Annotated in this window: 9 protein-coding genes, 1 tRNA gene and 1 pseudogene; 9 read left to right on the forward strand and 2 right to left on the reverse strand. The window is 54.6% G+C overall.

Annotated features, from left to right (window positions below; genetic code table 11):
- Nucleotide 1: 1 nt before the first annotated feature.
- The 7 genes from H8F21_RS06670 to H8F21_RS06700 all read left to right on the forward strand — a co-directional run bounded on the left by H8F21_RS06670 (nucleotide 2) and on the right by H8F21_RS06700 (nucleotide 11625).
- The gene (locus tag H8F21_RS06670) at nucleotides 2–2164 is read left to right on the forward strand and encodes a DNA recombination protein RmuC (RefSeq protein WP_153428237.1); all 2163 of its coding nucleotides are present in this window, start codon (nucleotides 2–4) and stop codon (nucleotides 2162–2164) included.
- Nucleotides 2164–3747 (forward strand): type I restriction-modification system subunit M, encoded by a 1584-nt coding sequence (locus H8F21_RS06675; RefSeq protein ID WP_153428236.1) that lies wholly within the window; start codon nucleotides 2164–2166, stop codon nucleotides 3745–3747. Before H8F21_RS06670 ends, H8F21_RS06675 begins: the two co-directional genes overlap by 1 nt.
- Nucleotides 3747–4904 carry a restriction endonuclease subunit S gene (locus H8F21_RS06680; RefSeq protein WP_153428235.1) on the forward strand — a complete coding sequence of 386 codons (1158 nt, stop codon included), beginning with the start codon at nucleotides 3747–3749 and terminating at the stop codon, nucleotides 4902–4904. The genes H8F21_RS06675 and H8F21_RS06680 overlap by 1 nt, the downstream gene beginning before the upstream one ends.
- Before the next feature lie 117 nt (nucleotides 4905–5021).
- Nucleotides 5022–6848 carry an AAA family ATPase gene (locus H8F21_RS06685; RefSeq protein ID WP_150743104.1) on the forward strand — a complete coding sequence of 609 codons (1827 nt, stop codon included), beginning with the start codon at nucleotides 5022–5024 and terminating at the stop codon, nucleotides 6846–6848.
- Between the two features lie 154 nt (nucleotides 6849–7002).
- A complete protein-coding gene (locus H8F21_RS06690; protein ID WP_203584167.1) occupies nucleotides 7003–8736 on the forward strand; it encodes an AAA family ATPase in 1734 nt (577 codons plus the stop codon).
- Nucleotides 8736–9638 carry a hypothetical protein gene (locus H8F21_RS06695; RefSeq protein WP_150743106.1) on the forward strand — a complete coding sequence of 301 codons (903 nt, stop codon included), beginning with the start codon at nucleotides 8736–8738 and terminating at the stop codon, nucleotides 9636–9638. The genes H8F21_RS06690 and H8F21_RS06695 overlap by 1 nt, the downstream gene beginning before the upstream one ends.
- A gap of 13 nt (nucleotides 9639–9651) precedes the next feature.
- On the forward strand, nucleotides 9652–11625 hold the full coding sequence (locus H8F21_RS06700; protein ID WP_203584168.1) for a nuclease-related domain-containing DEAD/DEAH box helicase: 1974 nt from the start codon (nucleotides 9652–9654) through the stop codon (nucleotides 11623–11625).
- Nucleotides 11626–11843: 218 nt separating this feature from the next.
- Here H8F21_RS06700 and H8F21_RS06705 read toward each other — a convergent pair.
- Both H8F21_RS06705 and H8F21_RS06710 read right to left on the reverse strand, forming a co-directional pair.
- Nucleotides 11844–12008 (reverse strand): annotated as a pseudogene (locus H8F21_RS06705) (transposase domain-containing protein); the annotation flags it as partial.
- A 487-nt stretch (nucleotides 12009–12495) separates the two neighbouring features.
- Nucleotides 12496–12572 (reverse strand) — tRNA-Arg (locus H8F21_RS06710).
- A 364-nt stretch (nucleotides 12573–12936) separates the two neighbouring features.
- On the opposite strand from H8F21_RS06710, the gene gabD reads away from it, so the two are divergent.
- Both gabD and gabT read left to right on the forward strand, forming a co-directional pair.
- On the forward strand, nucleotides 12937–14379 hold the full coding sequence (gene gabD, locus H8F21_RS06715) for an NADP-dependent succinate-semialdehyde dehydrogenase (RefSeq protein WP_203481055.1): 1443 nt from the start codon (nucleotides 12937–12939) through the stop codon (nucleotides 14377–14379).
- 183 nt (nucleotides 14380–14562) lie between these two features.
- A complete protein-coding gene (gabT, locus tag H8F21_RS06720; protein ID WP_203481054.1) occupies nucleotides 14563–15843 on the forward strand; it encodes a 4-aminobutyrate--2-oxoglutarate transaminase in 1281 nt (426 codons plus the stop codon).
- The last annotated feature ends 99 nt before the right edge of the window (nucleotides 15844–15942 follow it).

The following is a 15942-nucleotide window of genomic DNA, read 5'->3' on the forward strand; positions in this document are numbered from 1 at the left end:
TATGCAAGCCAGCCAATTGACGACTGAAATCATCGTGATCTGCGTGATCGCCGCCCTAGCCAGTCTGGTGCTCGGCTATGTTGTCGCGGCTCTGCGTCAAGGGCGGCAGCTCAGCCGGCTCAACTCGCAGCTTGAACAAGCGCAACAGGCGCAGGTCTCGGCAGTGGCCGCCAGCACGGCGCTGAGTGAGCAACTTAATGCTGCAGAGACACGCCGTCAGGCGCTTCAAATCGAAGAAAGCGCACTGAAGGCTAAACTGCAGGCGGCTTACGAAAACGTGACGCGGCTGAGTCAGGAGCAGCAGGCAGGCAAAGACGCACAGGTTGCATTACAGCTGAAGTTGGATGATGCCAGCCGGCAGCATCACGAAACCGCCAAGCGTCTGGAAACCGCCCAGGCCGATGGACGAGCGCTTCAGGAGCAAGTCACCGGCCTGCGTGATCGTCTGAATACGGCGCAAACCACCATCATCTCGCTGCAAGGCGAGCGTGACGGCCTAAAAAACGAGCTGGCTAGCCTGGATGCCAGCGTCCAGGTTGCCGCATCAGAAGTGCGTGAAGCGCGTGAGCAGCTCACCGAAACCAAGCAGAAACTGGCTGAGCAGACTCAGTCACGCGCCGAGCTACAGGGCCGTTATGAGCCGCTGAGCAATGCTCATGCAGAGCTGAAGACTGCCTTGGAAAAGCGTGAGGAATTAGTGGCCGATCTAAATGATCGACTCGCTAGGACTCAGCTCGCCGGTGATCAGCTGAATGCTGAGCGCGACCGCCTGAAGGACGAACTGGCCAGCGAAGGCAAGCGGGCTAAGGCTCTTGAAACCGCCGAGCACGAAGTGCGTGAGCAGTTGGCTGAAACCAAGCAAACGCTTGCAAAGCAGGTGCAGTCTTTCAGCGAACTCCAGGAACGCCTGCAGCAGCTCAACGCGGACCATACCGAACTCAAAACTACCCTGAGTCAGCGCGAGGAGCATTTTCAGGAGCAGATGGCGCAACTGTCTGACACCAAGAAGTCGCTCACCCAGGAATTTGAAAACCTGGCCAACAAGATTTTCGAGGAGAAGGGCAAAACCTTCACCACAACCAGTCAGGCCAGTATCGACGGTCTCCTCAAGCCTTTTCGCGAGCAGATCGAGGGCTTCCAGAAACGTATCAACGATGTGCATGACGCTTCCCTGCAGGGCAACACTAGCCTTAATGGTGAAATCAAAAAGGTGCTAGAGATCGGTCTACAGATGAGTAAGGAGGCCAATAACCTGACCTCCGCACTCAAGGGCGACTCGCAGCAGCGCGGCGCTTGGGGTGAAGCCCAGCTGCGCAGAACGCTGGAAATGAGCGGCTTGATCGAAGAAGCCCACTTCGAGGTGCAGAGCTCCTTTAAGGACGCTGAGGGTAAGAGCAAACAGACCGATTACCTGATCAAGATTCCTGACGGTAAGCACATCATCATCGACAGCAAGGTGTCGCTGAACGCCTATGACCGCGCGGTCGGTGCTGAAACGCCGGAGGCCTATCAGATGGCCATGATCGAGCACGTCAAAGCCGTACGTAAGCACATCGACGACCTCGCCTCCAAGGATTACACCAACCTTATCGGCATGCGTAGCCCCAACTTCGTACTGATGTTCATGCCCATTGAGCCTGCGTATATCGAGGCCATGAAGCACAACAAGGACCTGTTCGAGTACGGCTACAAGAAAGGCATCGTGCTTGTTTCGCACACCACCCTGATTCCTATCCTGCGCACCGTTTCCAACCTGTGGATGATTGAGCGCAGCAACGCCGAAGCGCGTGAAATCAGCGAGAAGGCTGGCGAGATCTACAACCAGGTCTGCCTAGTGGCTGAGCGCATCGGCAAGCTGGGTGGCACGCTAAATACGGCGAGCAATCACTACAACAGCGCGATAACAGCATTGGCGGGTCAACAGGGGCTATACGGCAAGATTGATCGCTTCAGCCAGCTGTCAGCCAAAGTCAGCAAGACCCTGCCTGCGTTGGAGCCTGTCCATGTTGATTTCCAGAACGAGCGACTCTCGCTGATCGTCGAAGCCCTCGACGAATCGGCTGAACTAAACGAGATCCTGCCGCAACTACCCGCCGACGAACATGAAGGCGAGCAGCCCTCTCTCACAGAAACCACCCCTAAACACGAATTCGAGTTCTTCTGATGCTAACTGGCAAAATCCGCACTGATATCGACAAGCTCTGGGAAAAGTTCTGGACTGGCGGCATCACCAACCCGCTGACCGTGATCGAGCAGATCAGCTACCTGATGTTCGCCCGCATGCTCGACATGCAGGAAGACGTGGCCGAGCGCAAAGCCAACCGCACCGGCAAGCCCTTCGACCGTCTGTTCCCCAATACGCCGGAAGGCCAACTGCTGCGCTGGAAGAACTTCCGCAACATGAGCGGCAAGGAGCTGCACAGCCACCTCAAGCAGAAGGTCTATCCCTTCTTCGCCCAACTCGGCGGTGTTGATGGCGAGGGCAGTGAGCGTGAGGGCTTAGGCCATATCAGCGAGTACATGCAGGACGCTGATCTTGAGATCAAGAACGAGTCCGTACTCACCTCCGCCGTGGAGATGGTCAACGACCTGCCGCTGACCCAGAGCGACGTAAAGGGCGATATCTACGAATACCTGCTGAGCAAGCTCACCACCGCCGGTATCAACGGCCAGTTCCGCACGCCGCGCCATATCATCGACACGATGATCGAACTGATCGCCCCGCAGCCCACCGAGGTGATCTGCGACCCGTCCTGCGGCACTGCAGGCTTCCTTGCCCGCACCATGGAATACCTCAACCGCGTGCATTCCAGTGAAGCCGGCATCTTCACCGATGAAGACGGCAACCAGCACTTCACCGGCGACGAGCTAGAACCCTACCGCCAGCACATCAACAGCCAGATGTTCTGGGGCTTCGACTTCGACACCACCATGCTGCGCGTCTCCAGCATGAACATGATGCTGCACGGCGTGAACGGCGCGAACATCCGCTACCAGGACTCCCTGAGCAAATCCATCAAGGAGCACTACCCGCGTCAGGAACAGAACTTCTTCGACGTGGTGCTGGCCAACCCGCCGTTCAAAGGCACGCTGGACGAAACCAACACTAACCCCGACGTACTCGGCCTGGTGAAAACCAAAAAAACCGAGCTGCTGTTTGTCGCCCATATTCTTCGTTCGCTAAAGCTCGGCGGCCGCGCCGCAGTCGTGGTGCCGGACGGCGTGTTGTTTGGCTCCAGCAAAGCTCACCAGCAACTGCGCCAGGAGCTGCTCGACAACAACCAACTCGAAGGTATCGTCAGCCTGCCCAGCGGTGTGTTCAAACCCTACGCCGGGGTCAGCACCGCCATCCTGATTTTCACCAAGGGTGGCAGCACCGAGCGCGTGTGGTTCTACGACCTGCAAGCCGACGGCTACTCGCTGGACGACAAACGCACCCCGCTCAAAGGTGAGGCCGGCAACGACCTGCCCGATGCCATTGCCCAGTGGCACAAGTACCGGCAAATGGTGGAGGGCAATATCAGCGCCAGCACCATCAATACCCTGTTCGGTGACAAGCGCAAAAAAGCCTTTGTCGTGCCGGCCGAGGATATCGCTGCCAACAAGTACGACCTCAACATCAGTCGCTACAAGGAAGTGGAGTACCAGCAGGAAGCCTTTGAGGACCCGAAGGTGATTCTGCAACGGCTTAAAGGGCTGGAACAGGAAATCCTGGTGGATCTGGATGAGCTGGAGAGATTGTTGTGATGAATCTCGTTCCCTTTGGAAGTGTATGCAGCCTTCAGAACGGTAGAGCATTTAAGCCGGAGGAGTGGTCGGCCTCGGGCACTCCTATTGTTCGAATCCAAAATCTCAATGATGAAACTAAACCTTTCAATTACTGCGATTTTGAGGTGGAAAAAAGATTCCATGTGGATTCGGGGGACTTACTTTTCTCTTGGTCTGGTACCCCAGGGACTTCCTTTGGTGCATTCTTCTGGAATCGGGGTAAGGGGTTTCTAAATCAACACATTTTTAGGGTTGATATTGATGAGCGTTATATCGACAAAAACTATCTTCGATATGCAATAAATTCTAAGCTGGACTTGATTATTGACCAGGCTCATGGCGGGGTTGGCCTTAAACACATTACTAAAGGCAAGCTTGAAGCAGTAGAGATCCCCCTGCCATCCCTGCCCGAACAAAAGCGCATCGCCGCCATCCTCGACAGGGCCGACGCTATCCGCCGCAAACGCCAGCAAGCCATCCAACTCGCCGAAGACTTCCTCCGCGCCGTCTTTCTGGACATGTTCGGCGACCTGGTGACCAATCCGAAGGGGTTTCCAGTAGGTACAGTTCGGGATTTGGTTGATACAGCTAACTATGGTTCATCAGAAAAAGCTTCTGAAACAGAAGGCGAGTTTCCAATGCTGCGCATGGGGAATATTACGTACTCTGGTGCTATTGATTTCAGCGGCTTGAAGTACGTTGATCTCAGCAAGAAAGATCAACCCAAGTATTTAGTAGAAAAAGGTGATTTGCTTTTCAATCGTACGAACAGCAAAGAGCTGGTTGGAAAAACCGCTGTATATGACCGGGATGATGTGGCTGCAATTGCCGGTTACCTGATTCGTGTTCGAATGAACGAGAAGGGTAATTCTTATTATGTCTCCGGCTATCTGAATTCAACGCACGGCAAGTCGACGCTGCAAAATATGTGCAAGAGCATTGTTGGAATGGCCAACATTAATGCTCAGGAGATGCAGAATATTCAGATTCTCTTGCCTCCGATTGAGATACAAAATAAATACGCGGCGATATTTCAAGCGACTAAACAGCGCTTGAGATCACAAAGCCAATCGGAAGGAAATCTGGCAGATCTATTTGCCGCCCTCAGCCAAAAAGCCTTTCGAGGTGAGCTTTGATAGCCCCCAAGCCTTCACTCACACCTCCCTGTGATCGGGGCTTCGCCCAAGCCTGCGGCTGTGCAAATGTGATCCCGTCACATTTGTCTCCGGCCAGCTGTAGATAAGGAAATCTCCATGCGCCTCAAGTCCGTCAAACTCACCCATTTCCGCGGCTATCGCACCACCACGGTTATTCCCATCGACGAGGCCATGACCGGCATCGTCGGTCGTAATGACTATGGCAAGTCGACCATCCTCGAAGCCTTGGCCATCTTCTTCGAGAGCGGCGACGTCAAGGCGGACAAGAGCGATATGAACTGCTTCAGCCTGGCCGAGGGCGCCGAGCAGTTCGAGATTGCCTGTGAGTTTGTTGATCTGCCTGAGGCGCTGGTGCTGGATGAGAATGCCGAGACGTCCTTGGCGCAGGAATACCTGCTTAACGCCGAGGGTGCGCTGGAGATCGTCAAAACCTTCAAGGCCAGCACCGGCAAGCTGGAGCGCACCGCCATCCGCTGTCTGCATCCCGAGGATCAAGCTTTAGCCGGGTTGCTAAGCCTCAAGATGTCCGACCTTAAAAAACTTGGCGATCAGCGAGATGTTGCCGAGAAAGTCGAAGACAAGCGCGTGGCTTCGCAGTGGCGGCAGGCTATCCGTGCGGCAGCACAGCCCATCGCCTGTCAGGAGATTCTGCTCGACGTCAGCAAAGGGCTTTCTACCGACAGCAAATCCATCTGGGAAAAGATTGAGGCTCAGCTGCCCACCTTCGCCCTGTTCAAGGCGGACCGCGAGAGCAGTGACGGCGACGCTGAAGCCAAGAATCCGCTGCAGCAGGCGGTCAAGGAGGCTCAGGCCGCGCTGCAGGATCAGATCAGTGCGCTAGAGCAGCAGATCGAAGCCAGCGTGTTGGATGTTGCCACCCGCACCCTCGACAAGCTACGGGAAATGGCTCCCGAGCTGGCTAATGAGCTGACCCCGCGTTTCAAAGAAAAGCCCAAGTGGACTTTCAACTTCACCCTGGACGGTGAGAACGGCATCCCCATCAATAAGCGCGGCAGCGGTGTACGCCGACTGATCCTGCTCAACTTCTTCCGCGCCGAAGCGGAGAAGGCTGCGATTGGTAGCCCACGCAACGTGATTTATGCCATCGAAGAGCCGGAAACTTCGCAGCACCCCAATTACCAGATGATGCTGATGAAGGCCCTGCTGGAGCTCTCCAACCAGCCCAACCGACAGATCATCGTCACCACCCATGTCCCCGCCCTGGCAGGCCTGATGCCCATCGACGGCATCCGCTATGTCACCAAGGATGAGGACGGTATCCCCACCGTCAAAATGCCCAATGACGATGTGCTCAAGGAGGCTGCTGAGAGCCTGGGCGTACTCCCCGAAACAGGGATGGAGCGGGCGAAGGGAATCATCCTGGTGGAAGGCAAGAGTGACATCACCTTCCTGCGTCACACGGCTAGCACCCTCAAAGCGGCAAACGTTATTAACCGCGATCTCGATGATCAGGGACTTATCCCGATTCACGTTGGCGGCTGTGGAAACGTGAAGCATTGGGTCACCCACCGGCTTGCCGACGAAATTGGCCTGCCGTGGTGCGTTTTTCTGGACTCAGATCTTGGTGATCCTTTTCAGCACAAGACTAATCTCAAGCGGAAACAGGAAGTAGAGGGCCTTGGTAGGCCTTTCTACTCGACTCGTAAACGCGAAATCGAAAACTACCTGTGCCCAGATTTGATTCTGCACGAAGCTGGTGTCGCGGTTAACTTTACGAATATCTGCGATGCCAAGCAGATCATTGGTGACGCAGTGGGGATGAAACCAGACGATGTTTCAGATCGATTCTGGCCACGGATGAGTGCCGAGCAAATCCTCGAGCGCTCGATGTACCAAGATGGCGATAAACAGCGCTCGGAGCTGAAAGAGCTCATCGAGAATTTGCTGGCGTTGGTTCATTGAGTCCGGAGCGGTTTATGGCCCAGCCGAAAGCGGTTTGGTCTGTCTTTGCGCCCTGCAGCCGCTCCGTGGGTTCATGCATCGGCTGAGCCATTGCCATCCCAAAATTACAAATAAGCCATTTGCCGGTCATAGGCCGAGCTAGAGCATAAAAATCATGCGCATTACAGAAATCGCCCTCACCAACTTTCGTTCCTTTCAGGCCACCCAGGTTATCCCGCTTGCGCCGGTAACCTTGATGTTTGGGCCTAATAGCGTCGGCAAAAGCTCGGTGCTGCAGGCGCTGTTTTATCTGCAGCAAATCCTTGCCAAAGGTCACTGCGACCCACAGCGCATTGATGTGCTGGGCGAAAAACACATCGGCGGCTTTGCCAGTCTGGTGAATGGCGGTGACCTGAATAAGCGCATTGTCATAAAGCTTCATGTCGCGAAAAACGACAGCATCGGCGCCAGTTACAACCAGTTGTATGAGCTGATCAACGAGGATTTTGGCCTCACTGTCGACAGCCCAACTGCCGATGCTTCTCGCTTTGCTGTGGAGTTGCATATCGCTTGGTCTAAATCAGCCGAAACCGCCTATGTGGCCTGCTACAAGCTGTGGCTGGACGATACGCTGATCGCTGAACTGACCAGCGATGCCGGTATGAAGCAGCCGATGCTGGCCTGGCTCAATTACCAGCACCCTGCCTTGCTTGCAGAGCTTGATATGGACGAAGCCCCTGAGCGCGAAGCCGAAGGCTTTGTGAGTACGTTGCACGAGCTGTTAAACGCGCACCGACCCACCCAGCAGGTCAGTCGCCGCGACTCCTGGCATATGCCTGAAATGACCTTTGCCCATGCCGAGCTGGGCTTTAAAGGCTTTGCTGGCGCCTTACCGCTGCTGGACAAGCGATTGGAAACCACCGTCGAGCACTACGACTCGCGTATCACCACACGGCTGCATGAGGTTCTCTCGGATGTGTTGGTAGCTCCATTAGATAACATGCTGACACTGCTTAATCAGAGTCTGTGCATCGGCCCGCTGCGCATGGTGCCCGATGCCTTACGCCAGCCTAATCCTTACCCTGAGCAGAAAGACTGGTTCAGCGGCGCGGCTGCATGGGATGTGGTCAGCTCGCTCAGCCGCCAGCACAAAGCGCCCGCCTTACTGGCCGAGATTAACCAGTGGATGGGGCATTTCGGCCTGGGCTATTCACTGCGTGCAAAGTCGGTGTTGAGCAAGGTGGTGTATTCCGGTGGTGACGACAGTCTGGGCGAGTTGCGCGCCATGCTCGATACGCATGGCGATAAGCTCGAAATCAGCTTCAGCGGTGCTGATGAGGACGGCAATCCGTCAGAGCAGAAAGCGCCTATAGACATGGAGAAGCTGAAAGCGCTTCTGCAGGAGCTAGCGCCTGATAGCGCTGCCCCTAAGGGTGCCGTTATTGAGCAGGTGCGCAATCAATGGGCGCTGTGGGATGACGCGCGGCAGTGCGAGGTAGCCTTTTCCGAGGTTGGTGTAGGGATTTCACAGTTGTTTCCGCTGATTGTGGCGGCTGTAGTGGCGCGCCAGGGGCTTGTGACCTGCGAGCAGCCAGAGCTGCATGTGCATCCACGAATTCAGGTGGGCATAGGTGATTTGCTCACCCAGGCCAATCGCCAATGCAGCTTCCTGATCGAGACCCATAGCGAACATTTGATCTTGCGGATCTTGCGGCGTATTCGCGAAAGCACAGAGGGTGAGCTGCCTGATGGCCTGAAGCCGCTGGCACCTGAGGATGTTTCAATCATCTACCTCGACACGGCAGCAGGCGGTGTAAAGGCCAAGCGTATCGAAATTGATCGCGATGGCGAGTTCACCAGCCGATGGCCCAATGGTTTCTTCGCTGAGCGTGGCGAGGAGCTGTTCTGATGCACGCCATATTCGCCATAGAGCCAGAGGCTATCGATAACTGGAAAGACTTGAAGTACGCACTGGAGAAATTCGGCTATAGCAAGGGTTTGTTGATAGCACGCTTTCCTAAGCCATGGCCCCGATTGGTGATTGAGGCCTGTGAGCGTCGCGGCGTGGGGGAAGTGGAGCGGGCGCGTATCGTCGAGAAGCTTCGCCAAGCCCAGAGCGACCGGCTGGTGCGCATGGGTCTGCCGTTTGATGGTGACGATTGGATTGCCAACGCCAAACGAGATGGTGTGCGCGAGCGTCTGTCAGCAATCTTGGTGCGGGATCAGCGCGATGCAGAGCGATTTCATTGTCTAGCCGAGGTTGAAGAGGCGCTCTTTGAAAATCGTCGGGATGTGCAGGTTAAGCGTAATGCTAACGCACTAGCTGAGGCAGCACTCTATGTGTTGTTAAGCTCTGATCGTGTTGTGTTGGTTGATCCGTATTTTGAGGCAAAGCCTCGGTGCTGCAAGGTATTGCAAGCCATGATCAAGCTTTGCCGTGAACACGGGCATCAATTATCTGAAGTGGTTGTATATACCGCGAAAGGCACGCCAAAGCGACACGCCAATCACGATGTGGCAGATTATGAAAGACTGCTTTCCGGTGACTTGGCTCAAGAGATTAAATTACGAATTTATATGCTGTCAGTTGAGGGGCTTGATCAAGACTTTCATGCTCGTTATCTGCTCAGTCAACGCGCGGGCTTGCGATTTGATCGGGGTTTTGTCGAACCAGAAGATCATACGCAACGCGACCACCTCACTGATGTTGCATGCTTAGATGAAAGTCGGGTGGCTGAGCTGAATAGCCGCTATCTGGGTGATGAAGGTGACCTGGCTGACGCTGAGTCTATTGTTTTACCGCTGAAGTAGTTGTGGTGAAGACTTGGCTAAAATAATTCCAGAGATTGAAAAAGCAAAGCTTTCTAGGCAGCCGCCAACAGAGGGCGAGCTTTTTTTACTTGCTTATCTAAAAGAAAATTTTGATCCAGAAGCTGAGGTTTATTTCCAGCCCTGCTTTAACGGCGAACGTCCCGATATCGTAATAATCAAAAAAGGGGTCGGCGCTATTGTTGTGGAGGTCAAGGACTGGAACCTTGCTAGCTACAGTGTAGATACGAAGAACCAATGGCGTCTGCTCAAAAATCAGACTCTCCTGAGGTCGCCTTTTGCTCAGGCATTCTCCTACAAGAAAAACCTTTTTGAGGTGCACACAAATGGCCTGCTCGATAAAAGCATGGCCAGCGAAACTTTTTATGGCCTGATAAAGGTATATGTGTATTTTCACAATGCTAAAAAGAGTGAAGTTTCAGTGTTTTATGAGCCTGCGCTATGTGAGCTACGAGACGAATTGGATGCCAACCAAAAGTCATATCGTGAGCAAAAAGTCGGATATGAATCGTATGAGAAGAAGCGGCTCTATCTTGCCAACAAGAAAAAGCAGCTAGAGCGCGATGTAGGCTCTCTAGCTGTTACGCGAGACTCACTGAAAAAAATTGCATTCGCAGGTGGTAAGCAAAATCCTCAGTTCGAGGATGGCGTATATGCAGAGCTCATGCGCCTTCTGCAGCCGCCATTTCATTACGCCAATGAAGGAAAACCCATCCTCTACACAAAGCCACAGGCGCGGCTATCTGAGAGTGTTGAAGGCGCCAGGGCCAAGGTGTGCGGAGTTGCAGGGTCGGGCAAAACCTCCGTATTGGCGAAGCGCGCGGTGAGCGCGCATAAGCGCCACGGCGAGCCTGTGTTGATACTCACCTTCAACCTGACGCTTCGCATGTTCATCAGAGACAAAATTAGTGAGGTTCGCGAAGACTTCAGCTGGGGCGCTTTCCATATTGTCAATTACCACAAATTTATGAGTGCGGCTCTAAGCAGTGCTGGAATCGATGTGAAGGCCCCGGAGGGCTTGGTGGACCCCAGCGCGTACCTTGAAGAGCATTATTATTCGAATGAAGCTATTTTAGATAATTATGCTATCGATAGGTATAAGACCATCCTCATTGATGAGGCTCAAGACTACAAGCCCGAGTGGCAGCGAATCATAAGAAAGAATTTTCTGGCTGAAGATGGAGAGATGGTTCTTTTTGCGGATGAGAAACAGAATATCTATGAGCGTGCTGTTGATGAGGAAAAAAGAGCAAGCATAATCTCCGGTTTTGGGCGCTGGCAGCGCCTGTCTAAAAGCTTCAGATATAAGCAGGATTCTCCGGTATTGCAGTTGTCTGTTGCCTTTCAGAAACAGTTCCTTTCAGAGAAATATATTTTTGATGGGGATGAGTCTTATCAGCAAACCGCTTTTTTGCCAGGGATTAGCTTGAGTACCGTAGGGACATGGTCAGCTGGCAGGTTGCTTGATGTTGCTGAGCTCATTGTCGCTATTGCGAAGCGCGAATGTATTCACCCGAATGACATTACCATCGTGTCGTCAAAGGAAGACCTTCTGAGGGAGGTCGATTTTGCAATCCGCACGGGGACTCGTCATCAGGAGCGGACGATTACAAGCTTTGCTTCTAAGGAAGATATTGAGAGGGTTCGCGGAAAAAGACTTGGGCGTGCGGAAGAAAAGAATGAGCTGCGCAAGTTAAGCGCCAGCCGTAAGCAAGGTTTCAATCTGAATAGCGGCGTGATGAAGTTATCGACTCTTCATAGCTTTAAAGGTTTTGAATCACCCACGGTCTTTGTAATCGTTAATGATCTGGATGGGCCGGAGCTTGTTTACACTGGTTTGACTAGAGCAAAAGAAAACATAGTGGTGCTTTTGCCAAGCGGTAGTCGATACTTTGATTTCTTTGCGCAATATCTTGAAAGCGTTAGCTCGTACGTGCAGCATTCAATTGCTTACTCGTCGGCTGAGTAATGTTTGTTCATTTTATGCGTAGCGTGTGCTTTATTTTTTGAGTTTTATATAGGGGCTTTATGCAGAAACATAAAACTCGCTTTTTTATTGCTGCAATCATCGCTGCAGCACCAAGCTTGGTCATGGGGGGATTCCCGCTGCTTGGTTATGCGCCTTGGGGACGTAACAGCTCGGTATGCGATCCATGAACCCCACCTACCGCCAGACGGGGTCTCGGTTTACCGTGGCATCTCTGGTGAGCAGTTCCATGGCAGCAGCGCTTCATAGTCCTCTACCGACGAGGCATGCGGCAACCGCTCAAGTACGTGGCACAGCCACGTATAGGGCTCTTGGCCGTTGACCTTGGCGGTCTCGACCAAGCTGTAGATCTGCGCACTGGCCGTAGTGGTTTGAACTGGGACCAACTCGTTTACTTACCAAAGCAGAATTATGACCAGGTCGAGTCGAAAACCCTGCTGGGGCGCTGGGCATACCTCTACGAGTGATTTATGGCTTTCGCTGCTGGCGCTGCCTGAGGGTGGCCGGATTCGCTCTGCGCATCTACAGTGACGGCTAAAGCAGACCAGCAGTTCTGGGGCTGCAGCGCCGCCCCAAAATGGCCGAACCATGCGATAACGGAACTGAGCCTGGTGGCTGCAGCTCGGTTTATGGCTAGTACTCAAAACCCTCGCTCGCAAAATAGGCAGCCAAGCTTAAAGGCACGGTTTAGGCACAGAATTGGCACATCCCGGAAAATTGTCGAAAAGCGGCGCTGCGGGCAGTACTCACCACTGGCTGAGTATCGGCATGGCGATTAGTTTTGGGGAATTAGCTAATCCAGGATCTGGACCGGCAAAGCCTTAGGGGAAAGGCTTTTAAATCATGGAGATATGGCGCACCAGGCGGGATTCGAACCCACGACCCCCGCCTTCGGAGGGCGGTACTCTATCCAGCTGAGCTACTGGTGCGTAATTGTTGCGGCGGCCTATTTGACCACTAGCTGTCACCCTTCTCAACTCGAGGAGTATTGCCTTCGGAGGGCAGTACTCTATCCAGCTGAGCTACGAGTGCAACGCGGGCGCCATGATACCCATCTAGACTGGCGGCGTCCATCGCCGCAACGGGCTGTGTTCGATTTTGCACACGCAGGGGCTTAAAGGTAACGTTGATCTGAAAAAGGTCGCCATATAGCGCTTTTTGTTCTTTTTTTCGAACACCCTATTGTCCTTTTTCCCCGTTGCTCCTAGGATTCGTTTGAGATTTCAAACGCTCTCCTTTTTCTACAATCAATAATTCGCGCCGTGTCTGTACGGTGCCGTTAAGGAAGCCGACATGCAGCTTAAAGACGCCCAGTTGTTCCGCCAGCAAGCCTTCATCGATGGCATGTGGTTGGACGCGGACAACGGTCAGACCATCAAGGTTAATAACCCGGCTACCGGCGAGATCATCGGCACTGTGCCGAAGATGGGCGCTGCCGAAACCCGTCGCGCCATCGAGGCCGCCGACAAGGCGCTGCCGGCTTGGCGTGCGCTGACCGCCAAGGAACGTGCTGGCAAGCTGCGTCGTTGGTTCGAATTGATGATCGAGCACCAGGAAGACCTGGCCCGCCTGATGACCACCGAGCAAGGTAAGCCACTGGCCGAAGCCAAGGGCGAAATCGTCTATGCCGCTTCCTTCATCGAGTGGTTCGCTGAAGAAGCCAAGCGCGTTTACGGTGACACCATTCCTGGCCATCAGCCAGACAAGCGCCTGATCGTTATCAAGCAGCCAATCGGTGTGACCGCAGCGATCACGCCGTGGAACTTCCCGGCGGCAATGATCACCCGTAAAGCCGGCCCGGCCCTGGCCGCTGGCTGCACCATGGTGCTCAAGCCTGCGTCGCAAACGCCGTACTCCGCCCTGGCCCTGGTTGAGCTGGCCCACCGTGCCGGTATTCCGGCTGGCGTGCTGAGCGTGGTAACCGGTAGTGCTGGCGATATCGGCAGCGAGCTGACTGGCAACCCTATCGTGCGCAAGCTGTCCTTCACCGGCTCGACCGAAATCGGTCGCCAGCTAATGGCCGAATGCGCCAAGGACATCAAGAAAGTTTCCCTGGAGCTGGGCGGTAACGCACCGTTCATCGTGTTCGACGATGCTGACCTGGATAAGGCCGTTGAAGGCGCGATCATCTCCAAGTACCGCAACAACGGCCAGACTTGCGTCTGCGCCAACCGTATCTACGTTCAGGACGGCGTCTACGATGCTTTCGCCGAGAAGCTCAAGGCTGCTGTAGCCAAGCTGAAAATCGGTAACGGTCTGGAAGATGGCACCACTACCGGTCCGCTGATCGATGGCAAGGCTGTTGCCAAGGTCCAGGAGCACATTGCCGACGCAGTTGGCAAAGGCGCCCAGGTACTGACCGGCGGCAAGCTGATCGACGGTAACTTCTTCGAGCCAACCGTTTTGATCAACGTGCCGAACAACGCCGCCGTCGCCAAGGAAGAAACCTTTGGCCCGCTGGCACCCCTGTTCCGTTTCAAGGACGAGGCTGAAGTTATTGCCATGTCCAACGACACCGAGTTTGGTCTGGCCTCGTACTTCTACGCCCGTGACATGAGCCGTGTGTTCCGTGTCGCTGAAGCGCTGGAGTACGGCATGGTTGGTATCAACACCGGTCTGATCTCCAATGAAGTCTCGCCGTTCGGCGGTATCAAGGCCTCGGGCCTGGGCCGCGAAGGTTCCAAGTACGGCATCGAGGACTACCTGGAAATCAAATACCTGTGCATCAGCATCTGATCGCAGCGTAAGGCTTTACCTCTGCCAGCGGGGCGCGAGAGCGACGTCTCGCTGGCCTTTTTACACCGTACACCCAGTGGCCTGGGCCCCTGCAGCAGTCGATCAACGCATGCTGCCTGCAGTTGAATACCGGCCACTCTGACTTGAATCGCGCCACCCTGCGTGTGGCGAATTGAGGACATTATGAGCAAGACCAACGAATCTTTGATGCAACGTCGTGTCGCCGCTGTTCCACGCGGTGTTGGCCAGATCCACCCGATCTTCGCCGAGTCGGCAAAAAACGCCACCGTCACTGACGTCGAAGGCCGTGAGTTCATCGACTTTGCCGGCGGCATCGCGGTACTGAACACCGGTCACGTGCACCCGAAGATCATTGCTGCCGTTGAAGCTCAACTGCACAAGCTGACCCACACCTGCTTCCAGGTTCTGGCGTACGAACCGTACGTAGAAGTTTGCGAGAAGGTCAACGCACTGGTGCCAGGCGACTTCGCCAAGAAAACCCTGCTGGTTACCACCGGTTCCGAAGCTGTTGAGAACGCCATCAAGATCGCTCGCGCCGCTACTGGCCGTGCCGGCGTGATCGCTTTCACCGGCGCTTACCATGGTCGCACCATGATGACCCTGGGCCTGACCGGCAAAGTCGTTCCATACTCGGCGGGCATGGGCCTGATGCCAGGCGGTATCTTCCGTGCTCTGTACCCGAACGAACTGCACGGTGTGAGCGTTGATGACTCGATCGCTTCGATCGAGCGCATCTTCAAGAACGACGCCGAAGCGCGCGACATCGCCGCAATCATCCTGGAGCCAGTACAGGGCGAAGGTGGTTTCTACGTTGCGCCTAAAGAGTTCATGAAGCGTCTGCGCGCACTGTGCGACCAGCACGGCATTCTGCTGATTGCTGACGAAGTACAGACTGGCGCTGGCCGTACCGGCACCTTCTTTGCCATGGAGCAAATGGGTGTTGCCCCAGACCTGACCACCTTCGCCAAATCCATCGCTGGTGGCTTCCCACTGGCCGGTGTCTGCGGCAAGGCCGAGTACATGGACGCTATCGCTCCAGGCGGCCTGGGTGGCACCTACGCAGGTAGCCCGATCGCTTGCGCCGCGGCCTTGGCCGTAATGGAAGTGTTCGAAGAAGAAAACCTGCTGGAGCGCAGCCAGGCTGTTGGCGAGCGTCTGGTCGCTGGCCTGAAGAAGATTCAGGACAAGCACCCAATCATTGGTGAAGTGCGCGCCCTGGGCTCGATGATCGCCATTGAAGTGGTCGAAAAAGCCGGCACCCTGACCCCTAACGCTGCTGCAGTTGCCTCGGTTGTAGCCAAGGCTCGCGACAAGGGTCTGATCCTGCTGTCGTGCGGCACCTACGGCAACGTCCTGCGTATTCTGGTTCCACTGACCTCGCCTGATGAGCAACTGGACAAAGGTCTGGCAATCATCGAAGAGTGCTTTGCTGAACTCGCGTAAACTGTGACGCAGTAGAAGAAAAACCCGCTTCGGCGGGTTTTTTTTCGCCCAAAGGAATGCAAGGAAGCTAAGGTTGCTTGCAAGGAGACACCCTGGAAG

This window comes from Pseudomonas arcuscaelestis, from assembly GCF_016881005.1.
GTDB lineage: Bacteria > Pseudomonadota > Gammaproteobacteria > Pseudomonadales > Pseudomonadaceae > Aquipseudomonas > Aquipseudomonas arcuscaelestis.